We start from the raw sequence: 16,820 nt of genomic DNA, 5'->3' as shown, positions 1-16,820 counted from the left end.
CTCAGGCGCTCCCCGGCGGATGCCGCTCGGGACGCGGCGCGCGCGGGCGCCGCCCCTGCCAGCGGGCCGGCGCATGCGCCGGCGACGCTGCCTGCATCTCCCCGCCCTGCGCCAGCCAGCGCGCGAGACCGCGGGCGGTTGGGAAGGTGTAGAGATCGACCAGCTCGGGCGCCGTGGCCGCGAGCTGCGCGAGATGGGCATGCAGCCGCGCGAGCACGATCGAGCTGGCGCCCAGTTCGTGGAAGTTCTCGTCGGCCCGCACCACCGGCACGCCGAGCGCCTGCCGCAGCACCGCGAGGATTTCCTCCACCCAGCGCGCTTCGTCGCTCGCCTCGGCCCCGCCGCTGGCTGCGAGCTGCGCCGACAGCTCCGCGCCCAGCGCATCGAGATCGGGCTTGCGGTTGCGCGTGAGCGGAAACGCCGCGCGGTGCACGAAGCGCAGCGGCAGCATGTAGGCCGGCAGCACCTGGCGCGCGAAGGCCGCGAGCGCCGGGGCCGGCAACGGCTGCCCGTCGGCCGTCGTGTACGGCACGCACAGGCCCTGCGCCGGCAGGTGCACGCAGGCCAGTTGCGCGATGCCCTCGCAGCCCGCCAGCGAATGCGTGACCGCATCAAGCTCGATGCGATAGCCGTTGAGCTTGACCTGCCGATCGCTCCGGCCGACGAATTCGAGGCCGTGCGTGCGCGTGTAGCGGACCCTGTCCCCCGTGCGGTACATGCGCTCGCCCGCCTGCCAGGGATCGGGCAGGAAGCTCGCGGCCGTGAGCGCCGGCTGCAGGTAGCCGGCCAGTTGCGGCCCGCCCAGGTAGAGCTCGCCCGCGCGCTGCTCGCTCACCCATTGCAGCGCGTCGTCGAGCACGTAGACGCGCAGGCCCGCGAAGGGATGGCCGATGCGCGCGCCCGGCCGGCCGTTGCCGACCCGCACGGCGGTGGCCCAGACGGTCGCTTCGGTCGGACCGTAGAAACTCCAGATATCGAGCCCGAGCCCTGCGAACGCGCCGGCCAGCGCGGAATCGACCGCACTGCCGCCGGCGCAGACCGTGCGCAGCCGCCCCATGCCCTGGCGTTCGAGCCAGGGCAGCAGCAGACGGCAGGCGGGCGGCGTCAGCCCCAGGTGCGTGATGCCGTCGCGCAGGATCGCGGCGTGCAGCGCATCCGGCGAAGTGGCGCTGCGCTCGTCGAGCACCGTGAGCGCGTGGCCGTGCACCAGCGGCCCGAACAGCTCCCAGATCGCGAAGTCGAAGCTGGCGTGGTGCGCGAGGCTCCAGTGCTGGCCCGGGTCCGCGAACATGAAGCGGGTGGCCGCCATCAGGTGCTGCAGGCTCGCGCGCGAGACGGCCACGCCCTTGGGCGCGCCCGACGAGCCCGAGGTGTGGATCACGTAGGCGGTCGCCAGCGGATGCACAGTGGGCAAGTCGGCGGGCGGCGCCTCCTGCGCCAGTTCGCGCCAGCGCGCATGAGCCAGCCCGGGCACGGGCAGCGCGGCGGCAGCGGCGGCCTGGGACGGCGAGAAGACCAGGCAGCGCAGCTCCGCGCCGCGGCAGGCCTGCGCGAGCCACGGCGCTGCCTGGCCGGGATGCAGCGGCGCGAAAGCAATGCCGGCGCGGAAGGCCGAGAGCATTGCGATCGCGGCGTCGACGCCGCGCTCCATGAGGATTCCGACCGGACCGCCCGAGGGCGCGAGGCGCAGCAGCGCGGCGGCCATCTGCCGGGTGGTGCGTTCGAGCTCCGCGTGCGTGAGCAACTGGTGTGCATCGCGCAAGGCGGTCGCGCTAGCCGCCTGCCTCGCGTTCGCCAGGAAGGCCTGCTCGATCAGGTCTTCGGCGGGCGGCGGCGCGATGGCCGCGGGGCAGTGCCATGCGGGCGGCTGCACCAGGCCGGCGGCGCCGAGCGGCAGCTCGGGCGCCTGCGCGAGCTGCAGCGCGAAGCGCGGCAGGTCCTCGATGCAGCGCTCGACGAAATGCGCGCTCACGCGGGCCGCGTCGTGCTTCAGGCCGCAGGTCCAGCCAGTGTCCTCGGCATACACCGTCAGCGCGAGTTCATAGGGCGTGCCGCGCTGCTCGATCCGCAGGGTCTGGAGCCAGTCGCCATCGCGCGGCGCCGGCATCGCGTCCCAGACGAAGGTGACCTGCGTCAGGGCCGTCGACCCGGGCCGCAGCTCGCGCACCCGCGCACGCTCGCACAGCAGCGGGAACGGCACGGCGGCCAGCCGCATCGCCTCGCGCAGCGCGGCGTGGTTGCGCCGCAGCAGGTCGCCGAAGCCGCAGCCGGCGTCCAGGCGCTGCCGCACCGGCAGCACGTTCGCGAAATAGCCCACGGTCCGGCCGAACGGCCGGCGCTGGCGGCCGTGCAGGGGCGTCGCGACGCTGATGTCGGCGGCGGCGCAATGCACGTGGAGCAACACCTGGAACAGCGAGAGCATCGCCACGTAGGGCGTGACTTCGTGCGCGCGCGCGCAGCGCAGCAAGGCCTCGCGCGCGGCTGCGGGCAACGGGAAGCGGCGTTCGCGCGCCGGGCCGCCGGACGCGGGCGCCGCATCGCCGCCGAAGGACAGCGGCTCGGGCGGCGGCGTCAGGCGCGCGGCGAACGCGCCGATGGCGGCCTCCTCCTTCGCGACCAGCTCGCGCTCGGAGGCCGCAAGCGACCAGGCATTGGCATCGGCCAGGAAGCCTTCGCGCGCACCGGGCGCGGCGCCCTGCTCCTCCTCCTCGGCATGGAGCGACTGCAGTTCGCGTAGCAGCAGCGGGAACGACAGAAAATCGATCACCAGATGGTGTCCCGTGAACACCAGCAGCCCGACGCTCTCGCCGCCGGGAGCGGCGCGCTCCGCGTCGGCCGCCGCCAGTGCATCGGCCGCCGCGCGGTCGGCCACCAGCGCGACGCAATGGAACAGCGTCGTGCCGCTGGTCGCGTGGGCCTGGCCGAAGCGCTCGTCGACGAAGGCGGCCAGGCGCGCGGCCGACCAGCCGGAGGCGTCCACGAACGGCAGCAACTCGCCGTCGCCGAAGCCCTCGAGCGGCACAGGGTGGGCGGCCGGCACGCCGGCCGCCTCGACGATCCGGCAGCGCAGGATCTCGTGGCGCTGCAGCAGGCGGCGGTAGGCGCGCCGCAGGGGCGCGATGGCGGGAACCGTGCCGGTGCGCGCGATTCCCAGCATCCCGTAGGTCTGCGCGTCGGGAAACAGCTGCTGGCTGCGCCACAGCGACTGCTGGTTCACCGACAGCGGATGGCCTGCCGCCCCCTGGACCGGATTCATGTCACGGCGCCTCCGACCAGCGAATGCAGGCAGGCCTGATCGTCGTCGAGCTCGAACCAGTCGCGCACCGGCTCGAAGGCGAACTCGCCGATCGCGCACAGGCCTATGCCGCAGGATGGCGCGCGCGTGCGCAGCAGTTGCGCCATCGCCCCCGCTTCCAGCAGGCAGTAGTCACGCGCGCGCTGTCCATAGGACGGCTCGATGGCGCCGGGCCGCGACACCAGGTAGAGCGCGAACGCCGCGCTCCGGTAGACCGGCGCGTTGAGCAGCGGCTCGTAGAGCGACTCGTCGAGCACGAGGTCCGGCGCCAGCAGCCAGAGCTCGCCGCTGCGCGGATGGTGGTAGTAGAGCCCGCACTGCAGGCCCTCCACCGCGCCGGTCTTCGCGTACAGGTAGGTCTGCACCGGATGGAGCGCGCCCGCGGAGGCGTACGCCGCATGGCCCGCCTGCCCCTCGCCCGGCAGCCGCAGGGTCTCCAGCAACTGCGCGAGTTGCGCCAGCGCCAGCGGCTCGCGGCCGAATGCCCGCACGCTCGCGCCCGGCGCATCGGCCGGCGGCGTGGGTCCCGCGAGCTTCACGACGGGCCAGCCCTCGTTGCGGCGAATGCCGGCAACGGCAGGCAGCGACCGCGCCGGCACGGCCGCCTCGGCCTCGCGCGCATCGCCGCGCGGGACCGGCGCCTCGGCCTCGTGTTCGCGCGCCGCCTCGATGTTGCGCGCGAGCGCAGCGATGGTGGGCTCGAAGCCCACGTCCTCGAACCGCAGGCGCAGCCCGGTCTCGTCCTCGATGAGATTGATGATGCGCACCAGCTCCATCGAGTTGGCCCCGAGGCCGATGATGTTGGTCTCGTCCCCGGGCACCGCCACGCCGAGGACCGACTCGACGATGGCGCGGACCCGGTCCATGGGCTGCGCAGCGGCAACGGCCTGCGCCGCGCCGGACTCGTTCGGAAACGCCACGACCCGTCAGTTCTTCGGCGCGTCGGACGCAGACGCCGCGTCCACGCGGCGCAGGCTCACCGAATACAGCTCGTAGATCGGCCGCCTGGCGTACATGTCGTCGCCGTTGCCGTAGCTGGTCTTCGCGCCGACCGGATGTTCGCCGCTCGTCACCTTCTTGAGGAAGCCGTCGTAGGAGGCGCGGTCGCGCCAGATCGTGACGTGCTTGAAGGGCGCTGCCGAGTCGCCGGCGGCCGGCGCCAGCAGATAGGACTCGAGGACGCCCTCCGGATGCCGGGTCTGGGCCGCGTACTGCTGCTTGTAGGAGGTCTGGAATTCCTCCTGCTTCGCGGGGTTCACGTAGATGCTGACGATCGAGGCCACAGGTCCGCCCGCGGCGTTGGCGGGCGCTGCATTCGCGCCGCCCGCTGGCGCCTGGGCCGAAGCCTGCCCGCAGGCCAGCGCGGCGGCCAGCCCGAGTGTCGTCGCCAGGAATTTCATCGTGAGTTTCATCGTTTCTTCTTTCTTGAACACAGGGAACAGGAAGGTGGCCGGGCCTCGACGGGCCGGTCCGCTCAATCGACCAGCGGCATCAGCTCCTCGAGCAGCTTGCGCATGATCCAGTTGCCGTCCGACGCGGTGGTTCCGAGCCGCACCACGACCAGCTCGCGCTCGGGCACGACGACCAGGAACTGCCCCTGGAAACCGCCGAGGTAGAAGGTGTCGCGCGGCAGTTTGTTGCCCAGCGAATTGAGCCAGTAGCCCGAGCCGATCTCTGTGCCGACCGGCAGCTCCTGCGCGAGCGTCGGACGCAGGCTGTCCTTCAGCCAGTTGGGGGGCAGCGCGACACCGGGCCGCGGCTTGCCGCGCTGCTCGTCGAGCAGGAACATACCAAGCCGCCCCCAGTCGCGCGACGTGGCGAGCATGAACGACGACAGCATGAAGGTGCCGTTGGGCGCGGCCTCCAGCACGGCGCTAGTCATGCCCAGCGGCGCGAACAGGTTGCGGTACGGGAACACGAGCGGGTCTTCGTCGTGCGCGCGCAGGGTCTTCGCGAGCGTGTCGGACAGCAGTTCATACGATCCGCCCGAATAGCGCCACGCCTGTCCGGGCAGCACGCTCTTCGTCTCGGCGCGCTGGCGCGACATGCCCGGCGCACCCAGCAGCGTGGACAACTGCTCGGCGTTCGGCAGCGCCCGGGCCGCATCGGCCGGACGCGACGGCGCCGCGAGCGGCTTGGCGGCCGCGTAGGCGGCCGGGTCCGGCGCGGAGGTCAGCATGGTCATGAGGTCGGACATCGCGCCCAGGTACTGCTCCGACCAGTCCAGGCCCGAGGTCATGCGCAGCAGGTGGTCCACCGAGATCCCGTTGCGCGCATCGGCCGGGGCGACGCCCCACTCCGGCCGCAGGCCGATGCGCTGCGGCGTCAGCCAGCCGCGTTGCGCCACCAGGCCGGTCAGCAGATTGGCGACGCCCTTGACCATCGAATAGCCCGCCAGCGGCGTGTCCGCCGTGACGCCGTCGGCGTACCTCTCGCCGATGATCTTGCCGCGATGGATCACCAGCACGGCCCGCGTGTTCTTCAGCAAGGCGGAGTCGTCCTCGCGGAAGGCGTGGTCGAGGATCTTCTCGAGCTGCGGATGCAGCGCCAGCGGCAGCGCCGCCGGCCGTCCCGCCGTCGCCTCGGGCATCTGCGCATAGGACTTCGGCGAGCTGGCGCGGTCCAGCAGCGGCGAAGGCGCGTTGTCGAGGGTGCAGCCCAGCCCCTCGCGAAAGCGGGCCACGCGCCGGGCCGAGCGCGTCACGGCCGTGACGGTGCGGCGCTCGCGGTCGATCTCCACCGGGATCGGCGGCATGGTCGACAGGTCCTCCAGGCGGATCTGGCTCTCGCGCAGGCCCGAGACGAAGATCCCCGAGCACATGATCTTCGCGTAGGCCGAGGCCGCGACGAAGATCGGGCTGAGCTCGGCCGGCCGCGGAGCATCTTCGGCCGCAGTGGCCGACAGCGAGATGCCCAGCAGCGCCGCCGTTGCGGCGCGCGCGAGAAATGGGGATGACGAACGCTTCACTCTTTGTCCTTCTTCGAAGAGGCCATGAAATCGATCACCGCGCCCAGGTCCTCGGCGCTGAGCCCCGACAGGCTGTCGCGCATGCCATCGGGCATGGCGCGGCGCCCGAAGACGAAATCGCGCAACGCGTTGACCAGATAGGCGCGGTTCTGCCCGCGCAGCAGCGGGCTCGCATCGAGGTGCTCGTGGCAGGCCGCGCAATGGGCCCGGTACTTGGCGAGTCCGGCGACCGTGACGCCGCTCTTCGGACCCGCATCGGGCACCGGCATCAGCGGCGAGGGCCGGGTCGACAGGTAGGCCGCGATCTGCTCGATCTCGTCGGACGTGTAGGCGGCCATGAGACGCGGCATGAGCTTCGCGTCCGAGCCCGGACGGCGGAACGCATCCAGCCGGGCGCGCAGAAATTCGCGCTTCTGTCCCACGATGGAAGGGATGCCCTGGTTGCGGCCCTGCGCGCTGTCGTGACACGCCATGCAGTCCTTCGCCAGGTAGGCGCCGTCTTGCGCCTGCGCGCCCTGTGCGAGGCCCAGCAGCAGGCCGGCGGCCCATGCGAAGCGCCATGGCGCGAAAGCCCTCGTTCGAATCAGTCTCTGCGTCATGCGCCAGCAACCTCCTGCAGTGTGGCCTCGATGCGCTCGCGCAATGCGCGGCGATCAATCTTGCCGTTGTCGTTCAATGGAATGCCCAGGCGGCTGTGCCAATGCCGCGGCACCATGGCCTCGGGCAGGCGCTGGGCGCAATGCAGGCGGATCGACTCGATCGAGACGTCGTCCGCATGTTCGAGCACCGCATGCAGCGCAAGGCCGCCGCTGCCGTCGACCGGCACCACCACGGCGCGCGCGACGCCCGGATGGGACAGCACCGCGTGCTCGACCTCCTGGCACTCGATGCGATGGCCCGCGATCTTGACCTGCGAGTCGATGCGTCCGATCAGCTCGATCACGCCGTCGGGCCGCCAGCGCGCCAGGTCGCCGGTGCGGTAGCGCCGCTCGCCGGTCCGCTCGTCGGTCACGAAGGCCTGCGCGGTGAGCAGCGGGCGCTGCCAGTAGCCGTCGCTCAGGCTCGCGCCGGCGATGGTCAGCTCGCCCGCGACACCGTCGGGGCAGGACTGGCCGAACGCATCCACGATGTCGCAGCGCTGGCCGCGCAGCGGCATGCCGTAGGGGATGCGGGTCCAGCCCGGCTGCACCGCGGTCACCGGGAACGAGACCGACCAGATGCCGGCCTCGGTGGCGCCGCCCAGCGACAGCAGCCTCGCACCGGGCGCGAGTTCGCGCAGCCGCGCGGGCAGGTGCAGCGCGATCCAGTCGCCGCTCAACATCACCCAGCGCAGCCCCAGCGTGCCGAGCCGCCCGGTCTTGCCGCGGGCGTAGTCGGCGAGCATCTCGAACAGGGCCGGCGCGCTGTTCCACACGGTGACGCCGTGGCGGCGGCACAGCGCCCACCAGGCCTGCGGGTTCATGCGGTCGGCGGGGTCGGGCAGCACCAGCGCGCCGCCGGCCATCAGCGTGCCCAGCATGTCGAACACCGACAGGTCGAAGCCCGGATCGGACAGCCCCAGCACGCGACTGTCGCGGTTCAGGCGCAGGCGCGCGCAGATGTCGCGCAGGGTGTTGGCGACCGCGCCGCGCCGCATGGTCACGCCCTTGGGCTCGCCGGTGCTGCCCGAGGTGAACATCACGTAGGCGAGCAGCGAGGGGTCGGACGCCGACTGCATGGAAGCCGGCGGCGCCGGCCCGTCGTCCTGCGCCGGCACCCGCAGCGTGCGGACACCGCCGGGCCGCGGGCTCCAGGCCGCGAGCTCCTCGTCGGCGATCGCATGGCCGATGCCGTAGCTTTCGATCACGCCGGCCACGCGCGCGCGCGGCCAGCGCAGGGACAGCGGCACATAGGCCAGGCCCGCGATCTGCGTGGCGAGCACCGCCACCACATAGCGCCAGCCGGGCTCGAGGTGGATCGCCACGCAGGCGGCGTCCGGCGCCTGCGTCTTCAGTTGCAGCGCGAGCCGCCGCGCGCGGGCCCACAGCTCGCCGTACGACAGCGTCCTGTCGGCCGCGATGACCGCGGGCGCGTCAGGCGCCTCGCTGCATTGCGCCTCGATGGCCGCAAGGTAGTCCTGCGCGGGCGGATCGGCCTGCCGCTCGGCCTGCCGGCGCGCCTGCTGCGCCGCGGGCAATTGCAGCTCGACGGCCTCCGCCGCGCCGCCGCCCTCGGCCTGGGCCTCGGCGAGCAGCGCTTCGAGCAGGTCGCGGTAGGCCGCGAACATGTCGTCGACCAGGCCCGGCGGGAAGCGTTCGTCGACCGCGTCCCAATGCAGGCGCAGCCGGCCGGCCTCGCCGACGGCCTGGCTGTCGATCCACACGCCGGCCGTGCGCGTGATGCGATGGCGCTCGCTGCTGCCCGGGGGAAAGGCGGCCGCGCCGCCGTCGACCTCGGCGATGTGCGTGAACACGTAGCGCATCGCATCCACCGCGCGCAATTCGGAGCGCGTCGCGCGCGCCACGTCGATGCCGTTGAAGGCGCGATGCTCCAGCCCCTCGAGCAGCCGGGCATGCAGCGCGCGCGCGAACGCGAGGAACGCGCCGGGCCGCTCGCCGTCGATCGCGAGCCAGAGCACCGAGGTGAAGTCGCCCACCACGTGGTTGACCTGCGGATGCACGAACGGGCGGTCGAACAGCGTGAGCGTCAGCGCGAACGCCTTGCGGGCCGACCAGCGCTGCAGCACGGCCGCGAAGGCGGCCAGCAGCAGGCTGCTCGCGGGCAGGCCGGCGCGCGCGGCCAGCGCTTCGAGCGCCTGCCTGCGTGAAGGCTCGAGCACCATCTCGCGCCGGCGCACCGCCAGCGTATCCGGCGCGTGCGCGCGCACCGGCAGCTCCGGCGCGCCCGGAAAGCGCGCCATGCGTTCGCTCCAGTAGCGCCGCGCGACCTCGCGGGCCGCGGCATCGTGGTGCGCGCGCGTGTGTTCGAGCACGTCGCGGAACGAAATCCCGAGCGGCGGCAGTTCGGCCGCGGGGTCGGCGTAGAGCGTCCAGAGTTCGCGCGCCAGGATGCCCATGCTCCAGGCGTCGGCGAGCAGCAGGTCGAACTTCACGGCAAGCACCGATTCGGCCTGCGCGAGCTGGAAGACCTGCAGCTGGAACAGCGCCTCGCCATCGGCGAACGGCGTGAAGGCATGGCGCTCGCGCGATGCCAGCAGCGCCGCCTCGCGCGCCGGCGGCGCCAGCGAAGACAGGTCGTGGCGCACGATGCGGCCGGAGGGGTTCGCGTCCCGCACCGTGAACAGTCCGTTGGCGTCGATGCGCGCGCGCAGCATGCCGTGGCGTGCGACCACGCGGCGCCATGCGGCCTCGAGCCTGTCGGCATCGAGCCCCGGAATCAGCCACTCCTGATAGAGGTGGCTGCTGCCGCCCTCGGGGCTTTCGCGGTGGCGCGCGACCCAGTAGGCCTGCTGCAGCGGCGTGGGCGAGAAAGGCAGCGACTGCGCGGCGGGATCGGGCACGATCGGCGCGTGCGCGACCGGTGCGGCGGCGTGCTGCGCATCGACCAGCCGGGCCTGCGCGCGCAACTGGCCGGTGGCCTGCAGTTGCGCGATGCCGAGGCGGCGGCCGAAGACCCGTTCGATGCCCCCCGCCAGTTGCAGCGCCAGCAGCGAATGTCCGCCCAGCTCATCGAAATGGCTGTCCGCATGGATGTTCGCGCCGGGCAGCAGCTCGGCCCAGAGCCCGGCCAGCCGGTGTTCGGTCTCGCCCTGTAGCGCGGCGCGCGCCAGGTCCGAATGCAGGACGCCGGTGCCGGCGAGCGCCAGGCGATCGATCTTGCCGGCCGTCGTCAGCGGCATGCGCTCGACCAGCCATATCTGCACGGGCCGCTCCTCGGGCAGCAGTTGCGCGCGCAGCACGGGCCACAGTTGCGCGGGATCGGCCTCGGGCCGGCACTGCACGTAGGCGGCCAGCTTGCCCCCGCCCTCGATCAGCGCCGCGCGCGCCACCGGCGCCAGGCGCTCCAGCCGCGTCTCGAGATCGCCCAGGTCGATGCGCACGCCGCGCACCTTGACCTGCCGATCCGCGCGGCCCAGGACCTCGAGCCCGCAGCGCCCCTGCCGCGCGACGTCGCCGGTGCGGAACATCCGCGTGTCGTCGTCCCCTTGCGGCCACGGGTTCGGCAGGAAGCGCGCGGCGGTCAGCCCGGGCTGGCGCAGGTAGCCGTCGGCCAGGGCCACGCCGCTGACATAGAGCTCGCCCGTGCAGCCCTCGCGCACCGGCTGCAGGTTCTCGTCGAGCAGATGCAGTCCGATGTTGCGCAGCGCGGCCCCCGCCGGAACGATCGAAGGCTCGTCCGGCCGCGCCTGCCAGTCGCCGAGTTCGAAGACGCTGACATCGGCCGACACTTCCGACGAGCCGTAGAGATTGAGCCATCGCACGGACGGCAGCAGCGCGCGTGCACGCGCCATGAGCGCGACCTTCAGCGGCTCGCCGCTGACCGACACCTGCCGCAGGGCGAACGGACCGTTGCCGGCGTCGGCCTCGATCTGCGCGAGGACCGGCTCCAGCAGCGTGGGCACCACGACCAGGTGCGTCACCTGCCAGCGCCGCAGCAACTGCGCGATGCGCGCGGGATCGCGGCTTTCGGCATCGTCGGCGATCACCAGCGTCGCGCCCGCGCACAGCGGCCCGAAGCTTTCCCAGAACACGTCGGCAAAGCTCGCGGGCGTGCGCGACAGGAAGACGTCGTCCGGGCCGACCGGATGGCTGCGCAGTTGCCAGACGAAGCGGTTGGCCAGGCCCCTGCAGGTGTTGATCACGCCCTTGGGCAGGCCCATGCTGCCGGAGGTGAAGATCAGGTAGGCGGGCAGGTCGGCCGACGCCGCCCAAGGCCCGGCCAGCTCTGCGTCGAACGCGGCGTCCTCCAGCGGCGCGAGCATCGGGCCGCGCCAAGCCTTCAGCCGCTCACTCTGCATCGCCGCATCGGCGACGACCAGCAGCGGCCGTCCCTGCCGCAGCATCATCTCGATGCGCGCATCGGGCAGATAGGGGTCGATCGGCAGGATCGTCGCACCCGCCTTCAGCACGCCGAGCATCGCGACGATCCAGCGGAACGAGCGCGGCAGCACGACCGCGACCGTCATGCCGGGGCGGCAGCCGCGCCGCCGCAGTTCGCGCGCGCTGCGCTCGACCTCGAACGAGAGTTCGCGGTAGGAGAAGCAGCGGTCCGCCTCGCGCACCGCGGTGCGATGCGCGTGCGCCTGCCACGACGCCCGGAACAGCTCGCCCAGTTCGGGCGTTGCTTCCACCGCGCGCAGCGCCCCCTGCGCGCCGGAGGGCGCGCCGACCGACATCAGGTCCGCATCGGGCGCCCACGCGAAAGCCTGCGCCACGGTGTCGAACAAGGCCGCGATCGCGCGGGCATCGGCCTCGTCGATGCGCAGGCGGTCGTAGGCGATGTAGAGCCGGTAGATGCCAGCGGCGCTGCAGTCGACCCACAGCTTGAACGGGTAGTGGGTCTTCTCCTCGCCCGCATAGCCCTTGAAGCGCAGCGACCGGCCGAGGCCACCGTCCCCCGCCACCTCCTGCAGCTTGCGGAAGTGCGTGTAGTTGAAGCAGTTGTCGAACAGCGGCACGGCCCAGTCGCGCTGGATTTCGCTGAGCGGCAGATGCCGGTGCGCGATGGCCTGCGCCTCGGCCCGCGCGAGCGCGAGCAGGTAGCTGCGCACCGGCATGGGCGCGAACAGTTGCCGCAGCGGCAGCATGTTGAGATGCGGACCGAGCACCTCGGCGCCGCCTTCGGCTTCCAGGCGGGTGTGGGTCTCCAGGCCGGTCGTGACCTCGTGGCTGCCGCACCAGAGCGACAGCGCGCGCAGGTAGCTTCCGAGCAGCACCACCTTGGGCGTGGCGCCGCAGGTCCGCGCGAGCGCGTCCACCTCGCCCGAGGCGCCGAACGGCAGCTCGCGGATCTCGATCTCGGGCACCCGCTCGCGCGCGTCGGGCGCCTTGCGCGTCAGCGCCGAAGGGACGCAGCCGTCCAGGTGCTCGCGCCAGAACCGGTGCTCCTCGCCCGCGGCGATGACCTGCCGTTCGTGGCGTACATGGTCATGGAACGAGAGCGCGGGAGACGGCTGCCGCGGCGGCAGCCCGCCGTCGAGCCGTTGCCCGTAGTTGCCGAGCAGTTCCGCGAGCAGCGAGGTGGCGCTCCAGCCGTCGAGCAGGGCATCGTCGAGCAGCAGCAGCAGATGCAGCACCGCGCCGTCGGTCAGCGCGAAAAGATAGACGGCCCGGCCCACCGGGCAGCGCGCGGGCAGATCGGACGCCTCGGCCCACTCGCGCACGCCGCGGCCCGCGAGATCGCCGACGGCCAGGGGGGCCTCGTCATCGGCACTGACGATCTGCAGCGGCTCGCGGAAGCGCGCGGTGTCGACCCGCGTGCGCAGCACCGGATGCCGCCGCGCGCAGTCCGACCAGGCCTGGCGCAGCAGCGCTTCGTCGAACGGTCCCTCGACGTCGACCCAGAGCAGGTCGCGGTAGATCGGCCGGTCACCGTAGCGCGAGCGGTAGTAGGCGACGCCCTTCTGCAGCGCGGACAGCGGGAACGCATCGACGGCGCCCGCGACCTCCTCGGCGACACGGGCGCGGTCCTCGTCGCACAGCAGCGCGAAGGGCTCGGCGCGCGGCGCGGGGACGGCCTGCACCGCGGCCTCCGGCGCCGCCGTCCGCGCGAGCTCCGCCAGCGTCTTCGCATCGTAGAGCGCGCCCAGCGAGAGCTGCAGGCCCTCCTTGCACGCGCTTTCGATCAGCAGCAGGCCGCTGAGCGAATCGCCGCCGAGCGAAAAGAAATTCGCGTCCGGTGACACCGTGTCGTAGCCCAGGTGGCCCGCGACCAGGCGGCACAGCAGCGCCTCGCGCGCTGCGGCGTCCTGCCCGGTTGCTTCGGCCGGCCGCGTGGCGACGCCGCGGTAGCGCCGGGCCGATGCCTCGGCATGCTCCTCGATCAAGGGCAGGCTCGCCGCCGACAGGATCACGGCATCGAGCGCGCAGCCGTCGAGCAGGCGGCCGAGCTGCTCGAGCGCCGCGGGCACGGGCAGGCCGCGCGACAAGGCTTCGTCCGTCACGGCGCGTTGCCGCAACGCGCGCGCCTCGAGCGGCACGAAGGCGACGCCCGACATCGTCAGCAGCACCGCATCGTGCGCGTCGGTGATGCAGACATCGGCAATACCGCGCGATGCCGCGCCCTCGCGCAGGCGCACGTAGCTGAAACGCGCCGTCGCGAGCGAAGCGACCGGCTGCACGCGCTCGAAGGCCACGGGCACAGAGAAAGCCGCAGCCTGCGTCTGCAGCGGCAGCAGCGCGAGGTCCATCACGGCGGGATGCCAGGGCCACTCGCCGAAGTCCTGCGCGAGCGCGCCGGTGCGCAGCGCCACGCGGTACAGCTCGCCGCAGCGGCTCAGGCTTTCGACGCCCTGCCAGCGTTGGCCCACCTGCAGCCGCGCCGGTGGACGGATCTCGCAGGCCTGCGCCTGCGTGGCGGAAAAGCCCGCGAGGTGCGAAGGCAGCGCCACGGACGCGGCCTCATCGGCGTGTGCGGCGGCCGTGGCGCTGGCGAGCACGAGGCCGCTCGCATCGCGCACCTGGAAGGCCTCGTCCGCGGCGGTGGGGCGCGACACCGACAGGCGCATGTCCGAACCCTCGCGCACCAGCGCCGGATTCAGCAGCCTGACGCCCTGGAGCTCGAGCGCCCTGCCCTCGGCCTGCGCCACCTGCAACAGCAAGGCGAGGTGCGCGGTGCCGGGCAGCACCGCCACGCCATCGACACGATGCTCGTGCAGCAGCCAGGACGAGGCCGGCAGGTGAAAGGAGACGCCCGCTTCGTGCGCGCCTGTCGCCGGCGCGGACGGATCGGCCGCGTCCTGCGAACGCCGCGCCATGCCGGTGTCGAGCCAGGTGTCCCAGGCGATCGACAGCGTGCGCCACGGCAAGGCGCCCGAACGCGCCAGCGCGTCGAGGCTGGCGTTCGCCGAGCAGTACTCGGCTTGTCCCGGACCGCCGAGCCAGCCGTTGACCGAGCTGAAGAACACCATGAAGTCCAGCGGCACATCGGCGAACACGCAGCACAGCGCCTGAGCGCCCGCGACCTTGGCCGCGCAGCGGCGCCGGGCCGCGGCGACGTCCTTCGCGCGCAGGCCGCCCTCGCCCGCCGCGCCGGCACAGTGGAAGACGCCGTGGATGCCGTCCGGGGCGAGCCCCGCGTCTTGTGCGATGGCGGCGAGCTGCGCGTCGCTCTCCACGTCCGCCTGCACATAAGTGATCGACGGGAACTGCGCATGGAAAGCGGACCAGCCCTGCACGTCGTTGACGGGACGGCGTCCGCACACGATCACGCGGGCCCGGCAGCGCGAGACCAGCCAGGCCGCGAGTTCACGCCCGATGCCTCCCGCGCCGCCCGTCACGAAGTAGGTGCCGCCGGTGCGTAGCGCGGGCGCTTCGGCCTGCGCCGACGGCTGCGCAACGGCGGCCGGATGCGGCACGAAGATCCGATCGCCCTGCAATGCGAAGACGGCGAACGAGCCGTCCGCCGGCCGCTCGGCCGCCTGCTCGATGGCGATCAGGCGGCCCAGCGCCTGCCATGCATCGCCATCGCGCGGCCGGCTGCCTTCGTGCACGTCGTAGACCCGGCAGGCCACGCCCGGGACTTCCTGCGGCAGCACGCGCGCAGGGCCCCACAGGGCCAGATGCGCCGGGATCGATGGCGAACCGTTCGCGCCGGACAGCCCGGTCGAGATCCAGTGCACGGCCACGCCCGGCAGCGCGCCGCTGCCCCGCATGCGCGCGACCCAGCCGGCGAAGCCGAGCGCGCAGCCGAGCGTGTCGTCGAAGCCGGCCGGGGCCTGCGCGAGGCCGCCGAGATAGACGATCGCCGAGGGTGGCTGTGAATGTCCGCGTGCCATCGCGAGGCGGTCCCACTGCGCGGCGTCGGTGAAGTCGAAGCAGGCCGATGCGGACGCGGCATCGGCTTGCGCATGCAGCCAGAGATCGACCGGCCCCAGCGCGCCGAGACTTCGCAACAAGGCCGCGGGCGGCGCGGTCGCCGCGACCAGCAGGATACGATCGATCGACTGTCCGGCCGCGTGCCGGCGTCTCGGGTCCGCGACCCACTGCAGGTGCGTGAGATGCACCTGCGGCCCCGCCTCGGACACCTGCTGCCCGCGCGGCAGGTACTCGACGTGCGTGCGCCGGAACGGGTGGCCGGACGCCCAGCCCGCGCCGGCTTGGGAGCGGAACGCCTGCTGGACCACCACATGCGCATTGGTGCCGCCGATGCCGAAGGAGCTGACGCCCGCGCAGCGCAGCCGTATGTCGTCGGACCACGCCGCGGCCTGCCGGCAGAGCGCGAAGTTCGCGCTCGATGCGAGGGCGGGCGTTGGCGCGGCGGCATGCAGGGTCGAGGGCCATTGCCGGTGGTGCAGCGCCAGCGCCACCTTGATCAGACCCGCGATGCCCGCCGCGTTGTCGGTGTGCCCGATGTTGCCCTTGACCGCGCCGATCAGGCACGGCGTGCGCGGCGCGCCGGGGCTGCCGAAGGCCCGCTCCAGCGCCTGCAGCTCGATGCTGTCGCCGACGGCCGTGCCGGTGCCGTGCGCCTCGACGTAGTCGATCGCCCCGCCCGTGACGCCGGCCACCGCGTGCGCCATGCGGATCACGTCGATCTGCCCGCGCATGCCCGGCGCGGTGAAGCCGACCTTGTCGGCCGCGTCGTTGTTGATGGCGCTGCCTCGGATCACCGCGTAGACGCGGTCGCCCGCGCGCCGCGCATCCTCGTACCTGCGCAACGCGACCACGCCGACGCCGTCGCTGAAGACCGTGCCCGTCGCCTCGGCACTGAAGGGCCGGCAGACGCCGTCGGCCGCCTCGATGCCCTCCGCGTGGTGGCGGTAGCCGTGGCCGAGCGGGAAATGCACGCTCGCGCCGCCGGCCAGCGCCAGTTCGCAATCGCCGTCGAGAATCGCCTGGCATGCGAGGTGCACCGCCACCAGCGAGGTGGAACAGGCGGTCTGCACGGTGACGGCCGGCCCGCTGAAGCCGAGCTTGTAGGCGACCCTGGAGGTCAGCGTGTCCTTGTCGTTCGCGATGCCGGCGCGCCAGCGGTCCAGGCCCTGCCAGGTCCGCGCGTCGGCCTGCAGATGCGTCAGCAGATAGGTGTTGAAGCCCGAGCCGCCGTAGACGCCGATGCGCTCGTCGTCGGCGCGCGTGCCGATCGCATCCTCGCGCGCATGCCAGCAGGCTTCGAGAAAGACGCGGTGCTGCGGATCGATCAGCGCGGCCTCTTCCGGTGCGTAGCCGAAGAAGCCGGCATCGAAGCACAGCGCGTCGTCGAGGCTGCCGTTGGCCTTCACGTAGGCGGGATCGCGCAGCGCTTCGGCGGCCACGCCGGCGGCCAGCAGCGCCTCGTCGGACAGCATGCGCAGGCCGCTGCGCTGCCCGATCAGCAGATGCCAGAAGGCCTGGAGGTCGGCGGCTCCCGGGAAACGGCAAGCCATGCCAACGATCGCGATGGCTCCCTTGTCATCGA

General features: G+C 72.7%; 6 protein-coding genes. All 6 read right to left on the bottom strand.

Annotation, left to right across the window (positions count from 1 at the left end; translation table 11 throughout):
• Position 1: 1 nt before the first annotated feature.
• Positions 2 to 3,256, bottom strand: coding sequence for an AMP-binding protein (locus ABIC90_RS05010; protein ID WP_354352949.1), 3,255 nt, complete (start codon positions 3,254 to 3,256; stop codon positions 2 to 4).
• Positions 3,253 to 4,215: a nitroreductase family protein gene (locus ABIC90_RS05005; protein ID WP_354352948.1), complete on the bottom strand. Its 963-nt coding sequence runs from the start codon at positions 4,213 to 4,215 to the stop codon at positions 3,253 to 3,255. The genes ABIC90_RS05010 and ABIC90_RS05005 overlap by 4 nt, the downstream gene beginning before the upstream one ends.
• 6 nt (positions 4,216 to 4,221) lie before the next feature.
• A complete protein-coding gene (locus ABIC90_RS05000; RefSeq protein WP_354352947.1) occupies positions 4,222 to 4,707 on the bottom strand; it encodes an antibiotic biosynthesis monooxygenase in 486 nt (161 codons plus the stop codon).
• Between the two features lie 62 nt (positions 4,708 to 4,769).
• The gene (locus ABIC90_RS04995) at positions 4,770 to 6,263 is read right to left on the bottom strand and encodes a serine hydrolase domain-containing protein (protein WP_354352946.1); all 1,494 of its coding nucleotides are present in this window, start codon (positions 6,261 to 6,263) and stop codon (positions 4,770 to 4,772) included.
• Positions 6,260 to 6,862, bottom strand: coding sequence for a c-type cytochrome (locus ABIC90_RS04990; RefSeq protein WP_354352944.1), 603 nt, complete (start codon positions 6,860 to 6,862; stop codon positions 6,260 to 6,262). The genes ABIC90_RS04995 and ABIC90_RS04990 overlap by 4 nt, the downstream gene beginning before the upstream one ends.
• Positions 6,859 to 16,788, bottom strand: coding sequence for an amino acid adenylation domain-containing protein (locus ABIC90_RS04985; protein ID WP_436318168.1), 9,930 nt, complete (start codon positions 16,786 to 16,788; stop codon positions 6,859 to 6,861). Before ABIC90_RS04985 ends, ABIC90_RS04990 begins: the two co-directional genes overlap by 4 nt.
• Positions 16,789 to 16,820 lie beyond the last annotated feature (32 nt).

The sequence above is a fragment of the Variovorax boronicumulans genome (assembly GCF_040544675.1).
Classification (GTDB): domain Bacteria; phylum Pseudomonadota; class Gammaproteobacteria; order Burkholderiales; family Burkholderiaceae_C; genus Variovorax; species Variovorax boronicumulans_D.
Note: the sequence above shows the minus strand (reverse complement) of the source record. Positions and strands in the feature narration are given on the sequence as shown.

What these genes read in the sequence shown, in the direction of transcription:
- ABIC90_RS05010 (WP_354352949.1), bottom strand. Translation starts at nt 3,256, where the DNA reads ATGAATCCGGTCCAGGGGGCGGCAGGCCATCCGCTGTCGGTGAACCAG.
- ABIC90_RS05000 (WP_354352947.1), bottom strand. Translation starts at nt 4,707, where the DNA reads ATGAAACTCACGATGAAATTCCTGGCGACGACACTCGGGCTGGCCGCC.
- ABIC90_RS04990 (WP_354352944.1), bottom strand. Translation starts at nt 6,862, where the DNA reads ATGACGCAGAGACTGATTCGAACGAGGGCTTTCGCGCCATGGCGCTTC.
- ABIC90_RS04985 (WP_436318168.1), bottom strand. Translation starts at nt 16,788, where the DNA reads ATGGCTTGCCGTTTCCCGGGAGCCGCCGACCTCCAGGCCTTCTGGCAT.